This is a genomic window from Anabaena sp. TISTR 8404 (assembly GCF_056847745.1).
Map to the genome: position 1 here is coordinate 3,078,889 of NZ_CP180578.1, position 18,133 is coordinate 3,097,021.

14 protein-coding genes are annotated in these 18,133 nt (G+C 40.3%); all 14 read right to left on the reverse strand.

Annotation, left to right across the window (positions count from 1 at the left end; all coding sequences use genetic code 11):
- Positions 1 to 83 precede the first annotated feature (83 nt).
- Complete coding sequence (gene hepC / locus ACMX3D_RS13390) at positions 84 to 839, reverse strand: heterocyst development glycosyltransferase HepC (RefSeq protein ID WP_482751888.1); 756 nt, start codon at positions 837 to 839, stop codon at positions 84 to 86.
- A gap of 907 nt (positions 840 to 1,746) precedes the next feature.
- Positions 1,747 to 3,975 carry a GumC family protein gene (locus ACMX3D_RS13395; RefSeq protein WP_482751889.1) on the reverse strand — a complete coding sequence of 743 codons (2,229 nt, stop codon included), beginning with the start codon at positions 3,973 to 3,975 and terminating at the stop codon, positions 1,747 to 1,749.
- Between the two features lie 57 nt (positions 3,976 to 4,032).
- The gene (locus tag ACMX3D_RS13400; RefSeq protein ID WP_482751890.1) at positions 4,033 to 5,121 is read right to left on the reverse strand and encodes a glycosyltransferase; all 1,089 of its coding nucleotides are present in this window, start codon (positions 5,119 to 5,121) and stop codon (positions 4,033 to 4,035) included.
- A 403-nt stretch (positions 5,122 to 5,524) separates the two neighbouring features.
- Positions 5,525 to 6,838, reverse strand: a complete 1,314-nt coding sequence (locus tag ACMX3D_RS13405) for an NAD(P)H-dependent oxidoreductase (protein WP_482751891.1) — start codon at positions 6,836 to 6,838, stop codon at positions 5,525 to 5,527.
- Between the two features lie 71 nt (positions 6,839 to 6,909).
- Positions 6,910 to 7,479, reverse strand: a complete 570-nt coding sequence (gene rfbC, locus ACMX3D_RS13410; protein ID WP_482751892.1) for a dTDP-4-dehydrorhamnose 3,5-epimerase — start codon at positions 7,477 to 7,479, stop codon at positions 6,910 to 6,912.
- A 132-nt stretch (positions 7,480 to 7,611) separates the two neighbouring features.
- Positions 7,612 to 8,448, reverse strand: coding sequence for a phytanoyl-CoA dioxygenase family protein (locus tag ACMX3D_RS13415; RefSeq protein WP_482751893.1), 837 nt, complete (start codon positions 8,446 to 8,448; stop codon positions 7,612 to 7,614).
- A 9-nt stretch (positions 8,449 to 8,457) separates the two neighbouring features.
- Positions 8,458 to 9,501 carry a glycosyltransferase family 2 protein gene (locus ACMX3D_RS13420; protein ID WP_482751894.1) on the reverse strand — a complete coding sequence of 348 codons (1,044 nt, stop codon included), beginning with the start codon at positions 9,499 to 9,501 and terminating at the stop codon, positions 8,458 to 8,460.
- 102 nt (positions 9,502 to 9,603) lie between these two features.
- Positions 9,604 to 10,632 (reverse strand): SDR family oxidoreductase, encoded by a 1,029-nt coding sequence (locus ACMX3D_RS13425; RefSeq protein ID WP_482751895.1) that lies wholly within the window; start codon positions 10,630 to 10,632, stop codon positions 9,604 to 9,606.
- Positions 10,633 to 10,717: 85 nt separating this feature from the next.
- On the reverse strand, positions 10,718 to 11,659 hold the full coding sequence (locus ACMX3D_RS13430) for a glycosyltransferase family 8 protein (protein WP_482751896.1): 942 nt from the start codon (positions 11,657 to 11,659) through the stop codon (positions 10,718 to 10,720).
- Between the two features lie 124 nt (positions 11,660 to 11,783).
- A complete protein-coding gene (gene lhgO, locus ACMX3D_RS13435; RefSeq protein ID WP_482751897.1) occupies positions 11,784 to 13,001 on the reverse strand; it encodes an L-2-hydroxyglutarate oxidase in 1,218 nt (405 codons plus the stop codon).
- Between the two features lie 86 nt (positions 13,002 to 13,087).
- Positions 13,088 to 13,861, reverse strand: a complete 774-nt coding sequence (rfbF, locus tag ACMX3D_RS13440; RefSeq protein ID WP_482751898.1) for a glucose-1-phosphate cytidylyltransferase — start codon at positions 13,859 to 13,861, stop codon at positions 13,088 to 13,090.
- A 412-nt stretch (positions 13,862 to 14,273) separates the two neighbouring features.
- The gene (locus ACMX3D_RS13445; protein WP_482751899.1) at positions 14,274 to 16,454 is read right to left on the reverse strand and encodes a tetratricopeptide repeat protein; all 2,181 of its coding nucleotides are present in this window, start codon (positions 16,452 to 16,454) and stop codon (positions 14,274 to 14,276) included.
- A 55-nt stretch (positions 16,455 to 16,509) separates the two neighbouring features.
- The gene (locus ACMX3D_RS13450; protein WP_482751900.1) at positions 16,510 to 17,292 is read right to left on the reverse strand and encodes a PP2C family serine/threonine-protein phosphatase; all 783 of its coding nucleotides are present in this window, start codon (positions 17,290 to 17,292) and stop codon (positions 16,510 to 16,512) included.
- Positions 17,293 to 17,342: 50 nt separating this feature from the next.
- Positions 17,343 to 18,017, reverse strand: a complete 675-nt coding sequence (locus tag ACMX3D_RS13455) for a vWA domain-containing protein (protein WP_482751901.1) — start codon at positions 18,015 to 18,017, stop codon at positions 17,343 to 17,345.
- Between the last annotated feature and the right edge of the window lie 116 nt (positions 18,018 to 18,133).

The following is an 18,133-nucleotide window of genomic DNA, read 5'->3' on the forward strand; positions in this document are numbered from 1 at the left end:
GCGGCAAATTGAATTCATCAATTACCGCACTGCTTGTAGAGATTTTTAGCTGGATAGAGAAGAGAGCAGTCAAGAATCAGTAATTATGAATTATTAATTATTAAGTTTGATTCTGCTGGGACTGACCACGAATTTGTCATGACAGGTAATTGATTAACTGGTCGCTGTCCTTCTGAACTTAATTGCACTGCTGCTTCTAAATTCCAAGCACGAGACTTAATCAAACTCATCTCACCCCGCAGCACATTTAATAACTGTGGTAGATTGTCGAGTCCGTATTTACGCATCCAACGACCTAAGGGTGTGATACCGTGCTTTGTTGTAGTGGAGAACTTAATAGCTTGAAAGAGTTTACCGCGTTCTCCTACATACCACTCACAAGAAAATAGAGATTCTGGTGAGGAAATTTGCAACAATAGCAGCAATACCGCCATGACTGGAGTTAGCAATAGCAGCATTACTAAAGCCGTAATCCAATCAATGAGTCGTAGTAAAGATCCCCAAGGTTGGCTATTTTGTTTAAACATTAAATTTTCAGAATATCCGCAAAGAAACATTGGCTTATGAGCTTCTTTACAAGCATCAGCCCAAAACTTTACCCAAGTTTCACCAATTTTAGGGTCTACACTTACCAAATTCACAGGGGAATGCTGTAAGCAATTTACTAATAATTGCTGATTTTCTAAAGCTGGTAAATATGGCTGTTTAAATTTACCGGGAGACTTAACTAACAACTGACCTCGCCGCCATTGTAGTGTGCAGTATGAGGAGCGCTCGCTTTGAGGTTGTGGATTTACACTATAAGTAGTCTGTAGAGTACGAACTAATGCGCTAGTCATGTGTCTTTGGATAAGTATGATAGTAAATTGCTGATCTCGAAGGCGATTCATGCCAAAGACTTTGATCTGAATCTTTTATCCAACAGAATTCAGGAGTCAGAATTCAGAATTCAGTAAAAATTATGTATGACTGGCAGATGAATAAGTGGATTTAAGACTACCACTAAATCTTCAATTTAACGCTCTATAACTAGTGGTAGGTCTGAATTCCCTAATAGTTGATTTTTGCTTTTGAATTCTGGCTTCTGAATTGTTCTAAAAATTAGTAGATGACTGAGTTAAAACATCTGCTTGTTTAACTTGCTTTTTCAGCAAGTATTCATCTTTCAGAATTGTGCTGCTGTAAAGATGTAGAAACTACAAAGATAATAACTAGGTAGATAGCAATCAATATTTGGGAAGTCTTGCAGGTAAACTTGCTGTTTTGTGGGTAGAAGGGATATTGGGTAAATGTAGATACAAATCATCCGCTTACTCTTTTACCCGATACTTGATAACTTGGGTGAACTGCGTCTACCTATTTTGTCAATTTGATCAGTCGAAGAAAACTAGTCCACGTTTGTCTTTTAGCTGCTTAGAGGAGCTTTAATCTCTAGGATATAAGACTCTGTAGAAATGACTATATGCTGAAGTAGATTCTTTATTTAGTCTTTAAATTACGAAGACTTGATTATCATAATTATAAAGTTGATATAAATATACTTAATTTTTAGTAAGTAACTAAGATTTAAATTTGACATTAAAACTGTTTAATCAAGACATTATTGGTTAAATATTAAAAGTCTCAGATCCCCGACTTCTTAAAGAAGTCGGGGATCTGTTTTTTTATGTGAAAATTTTCAAAAAAATATGTGCGATCGCATCCTCCCAAAGAGCGATCGCACATATTTAAAATGTAACTTTTATCCTATTTTTCTACCGCTTGTTTCAAAGCCAAACGATATTCCTTGGGATACTGCACAAAATTACTGTCAGAGCTAGAAACACCATTAGCTACAACTCCAATCAGATTTAACTTACTCAACATACCTGTAGCTTGAGCAAGTTGGTTGCGAGTCACAACACCCATACTGGCTACCAACACCACACTCCGACAAGATGATGCTGTTAACATAGCATCTACCAATCCTAATACTGGTGGAGCATCTACCAGTACCAAATCATAATTCTCTTCAAAAGTTCTCATCAGCTGCATCATGCGTGGAGAACTTAACAGATGAGCAGGATCAGCAGGTTTAGGCCCAGCCGTCAAAATATCAATGTAAGCTGAACCTAAAGATTGAATCCCAATCTGGTTCGGTAAAGTAACTTCACTACTAAGTAAAGTTGATAGTCCTTGTTCATTAGGCAAATTTAGCTGTTCGTGCAAGCTGGGATCGCGCAAGTTCGCATCAATTAGTAATACTCGTTTGTGTAACCGAGCCGCACTCATCGCCAAACCCAAGGCCATACCTGATTTAGCTTCATCAGGTAAAGCCGAAGTAATCATCAAAGACTTCAAACTAGATACAGTATTGAGAAGTTCAATATTTTTGTAAATTAAATCCAACGATTCCCAGCGCGGTGGCGACTGTAACACCTGAATTGTCCAAGGAGCAGGTGTTTCGGGCTTACCGAAGGGTAATTTGATAATTGAATCTCTGGCTCTAGCTGGTGGTAATTTAGGAGTCGTACCTAACAAAGGTAGCGCTACTTGCTTCTCTAACTCAGCGGTTGTATGTACAGCATCATCAGATGCTTCACGTAAGAATGCAGCAATACCTCCTAACATTAAGCCAACAACCGCACCTAACAAGAGATTTTGTTGGAGGTTGGGGCCTAACTGCACACCATTATGGGGTTCTTCCACCACTTCCCAATTAAATCCACCTTTAGCTAGTTCTTGGCGCAATTGTTGTTCGGCTCTTAACAATTGTTCAAATCTTTCTCGGCTAAATTGCAACTGTGGTTGGATGCGATTGTAATAAGCCAATAAAGGCGGGAAGCGTTTGATTTCAAATCTTAGTTGAGTTTCTTTTTGTGCCAAAGTTTGATCCCTAGCACTCAATGCAACTATTGTTGTTTGGGTTTCTACTAATTGACCAGCCAGATTCAAATCAATTTGGCCGAATTGTCCTTGTTGTAAAAGCGACTCTCTAGAACCAACTACGCCAGATGACTTTGTGCCTAAAGTCCTGCCTACTTCTTGTTCTAATAATGCTTTTTGACTACTGAGTTGTTCTTGCAGCTTCTGCACATTCGGAGTTTCATCTGTGAAGCGCAAGCGTTCTTGAGCCAGTGCTAGTTCAGTTTTTTGGATTTCGTTAAGCAACCCTTGATAGCGCGTAGACTGACTGAGCCGAGAAGCAACCAGCGCATTTTGGGGAGAACGGTTAAGTTGTTCTTCTAAAGATTTTTGCCGCGCTACAGCTTCTTGATATTGAGCGCGAGTTGTGCGGCGTTCTTGCTCAACATTATTCAACGCATCTTCCAACGCTTTGGCTTGAGCCACCGGATCGATTAAATTCTGATTACGGCGAAATCTTTGCAGGTTTGTTTCAGCTGCATTTACTTCTTCACTGGCCTTGCTTAACTGTTCTCTGATGACTTGCAGACCTTTTTGCAGACGAGCATCCTGCTGTTGTTTGTTGTATTCCACATAAACTTCCCGAATAGCCGTCAGAACTTTTTGTGTCTTGATTGGGTCTTTATCGGTGTACTCTACTTGGAAAATTTTGGTAGCGATATTATCTTCTTTTGTTTTTAGCTGGTTTAAAGCTAAAGCGCCTTTAATATCACTAACAGTTGTGTCCGGATATTCTTTACGAAGTTTATCGACAGCTTTTTGAATCAGTCCCGAACTCTGCATGAGATTTAACTGAGTGGCTGTGTCTATCTCCACATTCGGTTCAGTGAACTGATTTTCTACTCCACCTGTTTCTTTTTTACCTTGATAGTTAGGTTCTACTAACAGTTGCATCGAGCTTTTGTAAGTAGGCTTTGTCTTAGCAGTAATAATTGCTGCCATAGCAATTGAAGCTACAAATACTGCTACAAACCAAGGAAATCTCCGAATAAAAACTGCTAATAGTTGTCCATAACCCGGTTCTGTGTCAGCAATTGTATTTACACTGGGATTAAGACTAGTCTGAACCACTTTTATTATCCTTCTCTGCGAGACGCTACACGAACAACTAACAAGCCAGATGAATAATTAATGAGTTATACAAGTTTGATCAATAAGTTGCTCAACCTTCCTGAAAAATACTGGTTCCGAAAAATTGTTCACTGCATGATTACGAATATTTTCATAATTCCAAGTGATGCGTCCGGACTCTAGTAATGCAGCTTGTAGAGAGTCTGGTGTTTGTCTCTTAAAAAAGACTCCGGTTGTGCCGTGTATTTGGGTATCTAACACACCACCAGCGCCATAGGCAATCACTGGTGTACCACTAGCATTGGCTTCTACAGGAACTAACCCATAGTCTTCTAAGGCTGCAACTATCACCGACTTTGCTTTAGCAAACAAATCTTTACGTTGGCGATCGCTCACGTGTCCTAAAAATTCGATATTATTTAATGCCTTGGCTTTGAGGCGTGCTTGTTCTGGGCCGTCACCTGAGATTAATAACCGCCACCCCAACCAATTAAAAGCTTCGACGATTATATCTAGCCGCTTATAACTGATCATCCGTGCAGATGCTAAATAATAATCTTCTTTGGTATCTGAATAAACAAAGTTACTGGTATCAATTGGATAGTTAACTACAATTGCTGGTTTGCCATAAATCTGTTGAATTCTTTTAGCTACAACGCTGGAATTCGCAATATAAAGGTCAGGTTCCTGAGCATATTTCAGGTCTACCTGCCGCATTAATTGAAAAATTTGTTCAATTAAAGGCGCAAAATATCTATAATCTCCGTACTCGCGCAAATATGTTTCTGTATCCCACAAAAAACGGGTAACATTATGACAAAAACACACATGATGAGCATCAGGGCGTTTGCGTACAGCTTTAGCAAAACTAGTGCTACTGCTAATAATTAAATCGTAATCTTGCAAATCCAAAGCTCGAAAGGCAGGAAAGTAAAAGGGAGCCATCATTCTAAAATATTTGGCTGCACCCGGAATTTTTTGTAAAAAAGTTGTCTTGACTATCCGCTCACCCATATCAATAGTTTTTTGCGGGTCATACAAAGATGTAAAAACATCAGCTTCGGGGTAGCGCTTACATAGTAATTCAAATACGCGCTCTGCCCCACCACGCTGAGTTAAATAATCATGGACGAGAGCAATTTTCATAAATTTTATCCAACCTACTGCTGAATTATGTAAGAAAAGTATTTGAGTCAAATACTGCTATAACTTTAGTGTTTAGCACTATAAAATTTCAGAATTAAGTTATTAGTTCACTGGAATACTTTTTGGCAATATTTATCTGATTTTTAATTTGATTAAATTATTTATAGTATTTACTTCTGGCTAAAAATCATTCTTCAGCAAAAATATTTCTTTAGACATAGAATAAAAAGATAATTATAAAAATTGATAGACTCATATCCCCGACTTCTCTAAGAAGTCGGGGATCTTTTTGTTCAGCGATGATTCAATTGATAATTGAAAGGCTCAGATACCCGACTTCCTTCAAGAAGTCGGGTATCTATTTAACTCAAAATGTTGAGGATGGCTATATCAAAACCAGAGATTATCCAACAGCGGCGAGAACTTTTTCAAAAGCAAAATAAGCATTTTGTTCAGTGCGTAGTTGATCACAAAGTCTGTTTTGTGGTAACTCAACATCGTCGTAAGTCAAGACTTGATCGCGAGGAATATCTCGTTTCAAGCGACAGCCTTCAGCTAAACCCATTGGTAAAAGTTTTTGTGCTTGAACAACAGGAGAATTTTCACATTGGCCGTAGGTCATATAATAACCAATGCCATCAAGAGTTTCTCCAGCTTTCAAATCGATTTTGGCAGTTGCAACTACATCTACCAATGGTTTACCAATCGGAGCCATCACAGCATCGCGGAACAGAACAGCACGAGCCACAGATAAGGGAACTTCAAAATGGCACAGGTGATAAGGAGTATAGAAGCTATAGAGAGGCCCTTCACCTAATTTGTAGAGGTTGAGGTAGTGGCGTTGTTTGGGGTCATCGTGGGTGGCGAAGATAAATACACCAGGGCCGGGTTTAGCACCAACTACATAATCAACTATTCCGCCTAATTCTTTGAGTTGGTCGATATCATACATGTTGGTCATTTCATCAACATGACCAGTGAAGTCATAGCCTAGCATTCCTCGCTTAGCGACTTGCATCCCGGTAGCATTGGCAACGATCGCTTGCTCAAATGATATCTTTGTCCCATCAGCAAAGCTGGTCACCATGTGGGCTTTTTGTCCCCAACGCTTGGCGAATGCTTCTTGGGTTGTGGGGTTGCGATAAGGGTCTTGTAGACCTTTGATGTTACCGCACAATAATGGAGTCAGACCGATGCTTTTCACAAATCGGTAAAGATTCATTTCTACACCTGGTTGGTCGCCATCGCAAGCGCTAAGGATAACTCCAACTTTGTCAGCATAAACTTTGAGGATGGAACCAACTGTACCGTCGAGTTCGGCATTCATCATAATTACATGTTTGCGATGAGCGATCGCTTCCATGACAACATGAGCGCCAAATTCGACTGCACCAGTGACCTCAATAATCGCTTCGATGCTTTCCGCTTGACAGATTAACTTAGCATCTTCAGTGATAGCATATGTACCACTGGCGATCGCATCTTCTAAATCGCTAACAGTACTAACAACTTGAATATCTTCAATACCAGCTTCTGTATAAGCTCGTTTGGCTCCATCAATACTGCGGTTGAAGATAGCAACTAACTCCATCCCCGGTACTGAATTAATAATTTGGTTAGCAATTCCTCGCCCCATAAAGCCAGCACCAATCATTCCCACTTTGATTGGATTGCCAGCAGCAGCACGAGCTTTTAAAGCATTATCAATAATAATCATGAACTTCCTCTGATTTCCCTTGGTAATTTTTTAATATTTGTCGATTATCGGTGTTTAATTAGAACCATCAACTATAGACTTACTGGTACTGTCTCAGGCTCGCCTACACGCATCATGCTCATTAGTGGCCAATTCAAATCTTTTTCAGAAATTTCTGTTACTTCTAAAGGCCATTCAATATTAAAAAATGGGTCATTATAGCGCAGACCTCGCTCATATCCTGGTGTATAAAACTCACCAACTTGATAAATTACTTCAGCATCATCTGTGAGTGCTTGATAGCCGTGAGCGAACATTTCTGGTACATACAAAGCCCGACGATTATCTGCGGTTAGTTCAACACCAATATGCTGTAAAAATGTAGGTGAATTAGGACGCATATCAATAATTACGTCATAAATTGCACCTTTAGTACAGCGAACTAACTTTGTTTCGGCTGCGGGGTGGAGTTGATAGTGCATTCCCCGAAGAGTGCCTTTTTTATAGTTATAAGACAAGTTACATTGCGCTACAACTGGCTTTAAACCATGAGCTTCAAATTCTTGAGCGCAGAAATATCGAGCAAAAAAACCGCGATGGTCATTTCTTTCTTCTAAGTCAATGATGTAAGCATCTTGGAGATTTGTAGCGGTAAAAATCATGAATTACCTCAATATAAATATGGATTGCAAAAAGTTGAACAAATTATCTATTTATTTCAGAATTGACAGATGTAGTCACTGAGATGACGACAGTATTGATTACTCAAAACTTTGACGAGACTGAGATTATACTCAGCACTCAGCACTTTGGAATAACTCTGGTTTAGGAAAAGTGTCATCCCAATATTGAGTACATAGTTCTGGTCGCTTGGGTGGGTTGGCGGTATAGACAAAAAATAGTGCTGACCGTGCTTCTGTACGGAGAGTACCGTGATGTAAAGCAGTTCTGGGATCTGCAATTACAACTGTACCTGCTGGCCCTGGGCATGATTTCCAAGCTGATTTGGGAATAATTTTTTTTACTTGTTCATCGCTGATTCCTAAGTAACCAGACTGCCAAAGTTTGTAGTCCACTCGATAGGAATTTAAATTAGGAAAAGATGTTAAAGATAAAGGAATATACTCAAACGGCCCATGCTTTTCTTCGACATCATTGAGATAAATAATTACTTTAACCATTTTGCGGTCTTCGGAATCTTTATGCCACAACAATGTGCCAAATTGGTGTTCGTTGGGGAAGTCTTTACGTAAATGTACACCTTGAAAAGCGACAGGTAAACCAAGGTAATTTTCAATTATCTTTAATAGCCTGTTTTCACTTCCCCAATTAAAAAATTCTGGTAAATCGGTAACTGTATAAATTTGTGGTAGTTTTTGGGCAAGATGAGAGTTATTGGCGGCTATCATGCTATTTAATTGATGATAAGCAGCCTGTAGCATTTCTGGGGTAGATGTTAAACCTAAGTCGGCGAGTGTGGTTACATAAGCGCCTTCTCGTTTGAGAGTATCAACAATCAAGCGATCGCCTGCTTCTAGCGCAGGTAAATTAGGAGCATACTGCCAGAGTTTTATTTTATAAGCTAACTCTGAGTTTAGTGTTGCCATTTTGCCTTTAAGTATGTTTAACATGGCATGACTCTACTTTGTTTTAATAATGGATTTAAGCTGCGATCGCCTATTATTTGTGGTTCGTACTTCTTGTGGTGTTGGTTCGTTAGCTTCAGCAAGTTTAAAGTCTTTCATCGCCATCACATCAAAAGCCGAAAGACTCACTAAAGCTAAAAAAGGAATTGCTACCTGAATAGCAGATAAAGGCCATCTTCTTAACGCGCCAAAGAAAACCTTTAAATCAACTTCTTTACCATTTCGTAACACCATTCCTCGGCAAAATTCCTTAGAATAGCCACATTCACCTAGTTTTAAAATTACTTCGGGAATGTGTTTATATTGCATTAATAGTGCAGATTTTGGCTCTTTTTGCCAATAACTCACACCAACAATACATTCTAAATACGTCTCTTTGGTAACAATGATTTTGCCATTGGCGGCGCAATAACCAGCTATGTATGCTAAAGATATCCAGTTACTCGCAGCATCCGGCCAAATTTGCAAGGCGCGTTTTACTAAGTCACTGCGGTAAATACTAGCTGAGAGAAAAATTACTGCACCAACACTTTTAGCAAAGCAGTATTCAAAAATAGCTTTACTATCTTCACAGCCATCTTCTGCATCGGCATCAAACCAGCGATTACCAACTATAGTTGGCGGATGAACTGGTTCACCAGTAATTTTATTACGTCCAGAAAAATTCAGAAATAATAACCCTAAATCTTCATTTTGTTTGAGCTTGTTGATAACATAAGGAATAGCTCTATCTTGAACTGGGTCATCATCACCAATTGTCCAAACATATTTTGTGGTGGCAGCACTTAGGCAATACATAATATTTCGCATTACGCCTAAGTTTTCAGGATTTCTATTAGATTTAAAGGTGATATTGCTTAGTGTTGCTTGCCATTTTTGAATAACAGCCTGAGTATGATCTGTAGAACAGTTATCTGATACTAAAATTTCACACTCAGATTCAAAGCCTTGGATGGCTTTTGCTAACCAAGACAACTGTTTATCTAGTAATTCAGCCCGATTATAAGTAGGTATGGCAATTGTCAGTAGTTTATTCATGTTTTTATAAAAACAATAGATTTCAGGATGAAGTTTACTAGTACTGTCTAGATACCCGACTTCTTTAAGAAGTCGGGTATCTAACTTGCCTAATATTGGGGCCTACTTTTTAGTCCAGAAGAAATCTTTGTCAATTTGTTCGGTACGAATGAGATATTCTAGCTGCTTTAAGCGAGTAAAGCCTCTAAATAAGAAGGTGTCTTCAGTCATATCAATTTGACTGAATAAGTTGAACAATTGCTGTGCGCCTAATTGAGCATTCCAATCACATTTGAAACCAGGTAAAATGCTGTTAATTTTCTCGAAGGATACACGATAGCTGCGGTTATCTGCGCCATTTTGACCAAAGCTTAATTTACAACCTGGGAAGGTATCAGCAATAATTTCGGCAATTTCTTTGACTCGATAGTTATTAGCAGTATCGCCGACATTGAAGATTTGATTGTGTACGATGTCACGGGGTGCTTCTAAGGCGCAGATAATAGCTTTACAAATATCTAAAGCGTGGACTAATGGCCGCCAAGGTGTACCATCACTGGTCATTTTAATTTCTTTACTTGTCCAAGCTAACCCTGCGAGGTTGTTCAATACGATATCAAACCGCATTCTGGGGGAAGCACCAAAAGCAGTAGCGTTTCGCATAAATGTGGGTGAAAAATCATCATCCGCCAGAGGTATAACATCCCGTTCTACGAGGGTTTTACATTCGGCGTAGGCGGTTTGAGGATTCACTGGAGATTCTTCTGTTACATCGCCTTCGGTAGCAACACCATAAACACTACACGAAGACATATAAACGAAGCGACGCACACCCATTGTTTTTGCTAAGTTAGCCAGACGCACTGAACCGAGATGATTGATTTCGTAGGTGATATTGGGTGCTAATTGTCCGGTGGGGTCGTTGGAAAGTTCCGCCATGTGAACTACTGCTTCCACACCTTCTAAATCTTCTGGGGTGATGTGGCGGATATCTTTGTTGAGAGTTTTAGCTGTAATTTCTGTACCGTTGTACAGCCAACCAACTTTATAAAAGCCTGTATCAACACCAATCACTTCATGGCCACGTTCAATTAACAGAGGAGGCAATAAAGAACCTAGGTAGCCTTCTGTTCCAGTTACTAATATTTTCATTTGTGTCAAATTATTTGTGTTGAGTAATTATTTTGGTAAGTGAACCCACTTCAACTAACTAAAGAGAATAATTACAACATTAGTTTTAGAGTTTTGAGTTATTTACTAATGCTAGTTTGAGAAATTTTCGGCTTAAGCGCCGCCAAATAGTATCTCGCCATCCTGACCAAGCTGTCATGTCAAGATATTTAAAGAATAAATCTTTTTTGGGATGTTGACATTCGGCTCTCAATCCGGCATACCAAGGCTTAGGAGTATTAGTAAAGTGAATAATGCAAGGATGATTCAGTAGTTCCTGATAAACATTTTCAGGGAAAGGATTATTTTTCCGAAAAGAATCATCATAAACTTTAGGCATTTGATTCCATTTTGGATGCAGTTCTCCCCATTTATCAGCCAAAATGGCATTTAGTCCATCTTGGTCGTTAGGCCGATATTTTTGATTATTCCTGATATAATCAAGAATCTTATTGCCTATATTTTCAGTCCGCCACTTGGCAATATTGATGACTAACAATCCGGCATTAAAGTATTTACAATCTGGAGAAATGCCCAATTCTCGATAGTTTTGCAAAGCTTCACACATCGATATATTCAGTTGGACATCATCTTGGACTGCTAATACATAGTTATCTCCTATATCAATATTCCATAACTCTTCTAAATTGCCTGTTACTACCATGTCGCTATCAAGATAAATAGCTTTAGTGAACTCTGGTGGTAAAACTTGAGGTAGGAGTAACCGATAATAGGTGGGAATAGTTACGTGCCTATTCAATGACAAGTTTTCAAATAAGGCATCATCTAGCCTAATCCAAGAAATATCAACTTGTTTTGAGTCAATCGATTTAGCAATCTTGCGTTTGTTAGTTTTGCTGATGCCACCATCCAGGATAAACAAAGCTAATTTGCGATCGCTCTGAAAATTGGCTAATGCTGAACGAACTGTGACAGCAAGAGGCATTGCATAGTTGTTGTCAGCAGCACAGACAAGAACAATGGGCTGCTGATTGGATACAACTGACATAAATTTTAAGAATAATTACTGATGGACTAATTTCCAACAATTGACTGATATGCCATCAGCTATCCCAGAGTGCTAGTGCTGTTTATAGCCTTCGCAACTCTGGAGTTATGTCAAATTCAGTCATCTAACATGCAGTGACGACTGCTGGCATATCTGAGTGTTGGGCAATTTGTGCAACGATCGCTTTACCAATTTCCAAAGAAGATGTGGCAGCTGGCGATGGGGCATTGCAGACATGGATAGAGTTTTGACCGGGAATGATCAAAAAGTCGTCTACGAGTTTGCCGTCATCCATTAAAGCTTGGGCGCGAACTCCCGCATGGGTGGGAATTAAATCCTCGGCTTGGACTTCGGGAATTAGTTTTTGCAAACTTCTCACAAACGCCGCTTTGCTAAAGGAACGAATGATTTCTTGAATACCTTCATCAGCGTGTTTGGCTGCGAGTTTCCAGAAACCTGGGTAAGTCATAACTTCGGCAAAATCTCTCAAGTCGAAGTCGGTTTTTTTGTAACCTTCGCGCTTGAGGCTGAGAACGGCGTTAGGCCCAGCGTGGACTGTACCATCAATCATTTTGGTAAAGTGAACGCCTAGGAAGGGAAAATCGGGATTAGGCACTGGATAAATTAGAGTTTTCACCAGATAGCGTTTTTCTGGGGTGAGTTCGTAATATTCGCCCCGGAAAGGTACGATTTTCGCTTTGGGTTGTACTCCACCTAATTTAGCAATGCGATCGCTATGCAATCCGGCACAATTGATCACAAATTTGGTTTCAAAGTTGCCTTGATTGGTTTCTAGTACTTGATTTTTCCCACTAGCAGAGATTTTCAATACTTTGGTATTGAGGCGTAAATCTCCGCCTTGGTTTTGAATTAATTGGGCGTATTTTAAACAAACTTGCTTATAATTAACAATACCAGTCGAAAATACCCGAATGCCAGCTACACAACTAACATGGGGTTCAATTTCTTTTACTTCTTCTGGGCTGATTTTCTGGACTTTTAAATTATTTTCTAAGCCACGCTTGTAAAGATTTTCTAAGCGTGGTAATTCTTGTTCATCAGTAGCAACAATAACTTTACCGCATACTTCATGGTCAATTCCATGCTCTTGGCAGAATTCTACCATTGAGCGACTACCATCACGGCAAAATTGAGCTTTAAAACTCCCTGGTTTGTAATAAATACCAGAGTGAATTACACCACTATTATTGCCTGTTTGGTGAAATGCCCAGTTGCTTTCTTTTTCTAAAACTAGAATACGTGCTTGTGGATAGCGTTTACCCAAGGCCATTGCTGTAGATAATCCAACTATTCCACCGCCGACAATAGCAAAATCGTACATTGGGATTATTGCACTTAAATGATTGTGAATAAGTTAATGGTCAATGGTCAAGAGTGAAATTTCATACTTCACACTTCATACTTTCCTTACCAGATTTGCCAGGGAGCTTTACCACTCTGCCATAATTCTTCGAGATAATTTTTATCACGTAAGGTATCCATTGGTTGCCAAAAACCACTGTGTCTAAAAGCCGAAAGCTGTTCCATGTCAGCCAGCTTTTCTAATGGTTCTTTCTCCCAAACGGTGCTGTCATCCGCAATTAAATCAATCACGTCTGGTTCGAGAACAAAATAACCACCATTTACCCAAGCACCTTCACCGTCACGTTTTTCGCGGAAGCTGGCGATTTTAGTTTGCTCTTGTTCTAAAGAAATAGCACCAAACCGTCCGGCTGGTTGTACGGCTGTAAGTGTAGCTAAAGTCTTTTGTTGTTGATGAAATTTAATTAGCTCGGTGATATTTACATCACTCACACCATCACCATAAGTGAAGCAGAAAGTGTCATTTCCTACATGTTCCGCAACTCTTTTTAAGCGTCCACCTGTCATGGTTTTATCACCTGTATTAACTAAGGTGACACGCCAAGGTTCTGCATAACCAGAATGCACATTCATCTGGTTAAAACGCATATCAAAAGTAACATCTGACATGTGTAAGAAGTAGTTCGCAAAATACTCCTTAATTACGTAACCTTTGTAGCCACAACAAATAATGAAATCATTAATGCCGTGTGCTGAATAAGTCTTCATGATATGCCAAAGAATTGGTTTACCACCAATTTCAACCATCGGCTTGGGTTTGATACTGGTTTCTTCACTGAGGCGTGTACCAAGACCACCAGCCAAAATCACCGCTTTCATGCAATTACCTCGGAGATTTGTAGGGAATTATTGTTTTGATTTTCTTGAGATGAAGAGGATGCACTTGGTTTGAGAAAAACTACTCTTGCTTTGTTTTTCTCAGTACATAATCTAACTAGAATTTTTGCTACTTGTGTAAAGAAGAAGTAAATAAAAATCTGTTATGTGTAAAACGTTTATGAATAGTTTTACACTGAAAGTTTTATCAATTAAAGCAATAAAAATATTACCAAATAAAGAATCAGGATTATATTTCTATAACCCTGATATTACTTACTTTTGGTTGGAGTAAGATAAATATTTTCGAGTAATTAATTAGTGCCAAAATTGACACGCATCATGATTATTAACAATCAATAATCAACAATTAAGTAAAACTATTGACCTTTGACTATTAACTATTAACTATTGCCTAATTTGTGCCGATGGTTCCCCAGGCGCTAGAGCTTTGCAGTAAAGCATTGCATTGACTTTCTATGATGACGCACATACTGCTAAGTGCTTGCTGGTAGTTTTCGGTATCTTCTTGTTCCAAGGCTAGTTTGGCGGCTAATTGTAAATCTTCAACGGCTTTCTGGTTATTTTGTTCAGCTTCTTTACCACCGTATTGGGCGATTTCATAGCGTACCATACCGCGTTTGAGATAGACTTTTGCCAGTTTTTCGTTAAGTTTTAATGCTTGGTCAAAGTCAGCGATCGCTTTTTGGTATTGTTGAGCGTAATCGGTACTGTATTGTGCCATTTGATAGTATACCGAACCCCGCTGAAAATAAGCTTCGGCTTTAGAAGCGTTAAGTTTAATCGCCTCTGTAAAATCAGCTATTGCTTGTTGAAACTCTTTGAGAGATTCACCACTATACTTAGCAATTTGCGCCCGAACAATACCTCTTCTGATATATGCCTCGGCTTCTTTGACGTTGAGGCGGATGGCATTGTTAAAATCTGCGATCGCTAAATGATATTCTCGATCTGGATCGTTGCTATACTCAGCCAGCATGTAGCGAGAGTTACCGCGATTCACGAAAGCTTTGATTTCTTGTGGATTGATTTGCAAAGCTTTGGAATAATCTGCTAAGGCTCCTTCGTAGTCTTTTAAGTTGTAACGAGCATTACCTCGGTTAATAAAAGCTTTGGCGTAGTTTGGTTCTTCTTGGATGGCTTTAGTAAAACTTTCGACTGCTTGCTTATAGTCGCGCACTTGGTAAGCGGCATGGCCTTGTTTGTAATAATCTGCAAAATTTAGAGTCTGATGGCTAGGTGCAGCAGGTACCATCAAACTTTGTTGGGTGTAGGCATTTTGCGACACCAACGGACGAGTGAATTTCACCATCACATCCAAATAACCCAACATCCCCAAACCCAGACAACCCAAAATTATGGGGTAAAATCTCGATACTTTTGGACGCTTATAAGGAAAATAGTTAGGAGTATTATTGGCCTGCCAGGGATTTGTCTGGGCAAATGACATTACTGGCTGTGGTATGCGTGCAGGCTGATTATAGCGCCTTGTGGGGATGGTACGCGGCTTGAGATGTTCTTTATTTTCAATTGCCCGCTGTGATGGAAAAGGATCTCGTCCGCCTAGACGCAAAGCTCGTTCACACCAAGGGCAGCTGTGTAAGTGGTTGCTGTAGCGATGCTGCGGGTTGGCTGTGCAAGTAATTAGGGCATCTTCAGCTTCAGTAAGGGCAGATAGCCAAGTTTGAGCGCTAGGACGCAACTGTGGATTGTTATGGCCTGCTTCAAAACACTGAACAAATAATGCCTGCAAGCTAGGATGTAGCATTTCCCAAGGGGGAGCAATGGGAGTAGGCAGGTAAGGAACTTGGCGGTTTTGACTGTAGGTGAAGTGTCCAGCGGCGATGCGGACTTCGTAAGCTGGTGGTTCGGCAGTACCTTGAAAAATCCCAGAAAAAGGATGTGTACCTTCCATTAATAATTGGAAGATTAGCACTGCCAAACCAAACAAGTCGTGATAAACTTCGCGATCGTGTTGCGCGAAGACTTTATTTTGTAGTTCTGGTGGGGTAAACTCAGCTTTACCCACTCCACAACGATAGACAATATTGTTTTTTAAATCTGGCACTTGGAAAGAATCAGTATCTACCAAGCTTACCAGTGCCGTGTCACTAACTAAAATGTTGGACTCGTTGACATCACCCACGCAATAACCACTAGTGTGCAAAGCGGCAAAAGCGGCTGCTAAATTACGCGCTGTGCGGACTAAATATTGGTAGTTGAATAAAGGGCAGTGTTGGCGGCGGGTTCTGGGGTTGTAAAAGTCGATAATTGGCCGCATCCCGCGAATGCGGGGCATGATAAAGCCAACAACGGTTTTACTCCCATCTGCCGTTGTGATTAGTTCTTGTGGCCAAGCGATGGAAATATGCCCCAAGTTAGCTGTGGGGTTTTCCGGTGGGTTAGCCAGCATGGCTCGCAGTTTTTTAGTGTGATTGGCTGTAGGTTTGTGATAAACCTTCGCCACTAAATTGCCATCAGATGGCACTGCATAAATACAGGCTTCACCACCTCGCCCCAAACTGACGCTGAGGTTAATGATTTCTGGCTGGGGAAGACAACGTAGTACCTTCATGTTTAATCACAGTTAACGGGGGTTATATAAAAGACCGAACTTGCAGAATCCTTGTTTATGAGCGGTTGAAGGCAGCAATAATTAGCGTTAAATCATCGTCGGTACGTTGTGTAATCCGCTCAGAACCTAAAAACCTCACCAGTTGCTCTTTGGCTAATGTCTTATCCTCAGCGTTTTCGATAAAGTCAAACAAAGGAAAAAAGAAGGGTTTGTGAGGTTCGCCAACCACCATGTTCAAAGCCAGCATTTGTAGTCCATCGGTGAGGATACCAACGTTGACTATTTCTTCACGCCATAATCTCATTTGTGCTGTATCTATAGCATCCAAGGAAGTTAAAAAAGTCGTTTCGTTGATATATTCTCCGTTATTGGGCATGGTTAGTGCAATCAAATTTCCTTGACGATTCTTTGCGACTGCCATGCCGTCACCGATTTGTGCTGCTGCTACCATTTCTGGTGTGGCAATTGTAATTATTAAGGTAGTTGCTAAATCTTGGGGTTGTTGGTTACAGGCTGCGGCTTCAGTTTCTACCGCTTTTTTGGCAGCCAGCAAGGCATCACTCAACAAAGATTGCACTACTAAATCATCTGCTAAATAAGCGCGAGAGACTTCTTTGATGGATAAATGTTCTACAGCTGCTTCTGTGGCTACCATCGCGCCAATTTTCCCTTGACTGGCAGAACCTGCACCATCGGCAGCTGCGGCGACTAATATATTGTCTGGCAATAGTTGCCAGTTATGCGCATCCTGACACAGCTGCTTGTTTCTGATGTGGCTGGCCCCACATACAGATGCGGCGACTACCCGCCAATGAGAAATCTGTTTTGATGTGTTCATAGATTCTTTGTCTGGGCTGGCTGTGTAAGTATTAAACCGCGATCGCGCGATTAAATGGAACCCCAGCCAATTGGCGGTAGTGCTACTTGTTCATCGACTTTGGAGTGGGAAACAGCAGCCATACTAGCAGACAACCACATAAACATTTCTACAAAGTTTAGTCCTCGCAGTTTGAGCGGTGTCCGCACTGCTAACTGATTCAGCCTTGTCATGTTGGCATTTTCCACACCAACTGAGAAAAAAGCAACGCGTTTATTGGCTTCGTCACCTTGAACTCGCTGTGCGGCTTGCGCTACCAGATGTTCTTGTTCACCTTGGGGTTCGCCATCGGTAATCATAAATACCCAAGGACGATAATAAGCAATGCCGTTAGCCCGATATAAGGATTTGCGCTCTTGTACCATGTCTAAGGCTTTATGAATTCCTGCGCCCATACTGGTGAGTCCTTGGGCGGTGAGAATTGGGGGGTTAAATTGATCGGCTGTTACAAAGTCTTGGACTACATTTACTTGGCTATCAAAGGTAACTATTGCTACTTCTACTCGCCGAGCCGCCAGGGAGTTTTTGACTAATTCATCTTTCAAACTCAGCAAGCCTTGATTGAGTGCTTCTATTGCATCTCCTTGCATTGAGCCAGATGTATCTAGTAACAACACGCAAGGACAACGGGGTTCAGGATTTTCCGCAAATTCTACTACTTCATCAAGTGTTAATGTATCTTGCATAACTTTTTGTGTTATGTTATAGTCCAAAGCTTTATTTTCCTTTTTTCAAAGTATATAGTTAAGTTTCCGGAGCCTAAAAGGGAATCAGTAAATTTTTGGCGATCGCTGGCCGAACC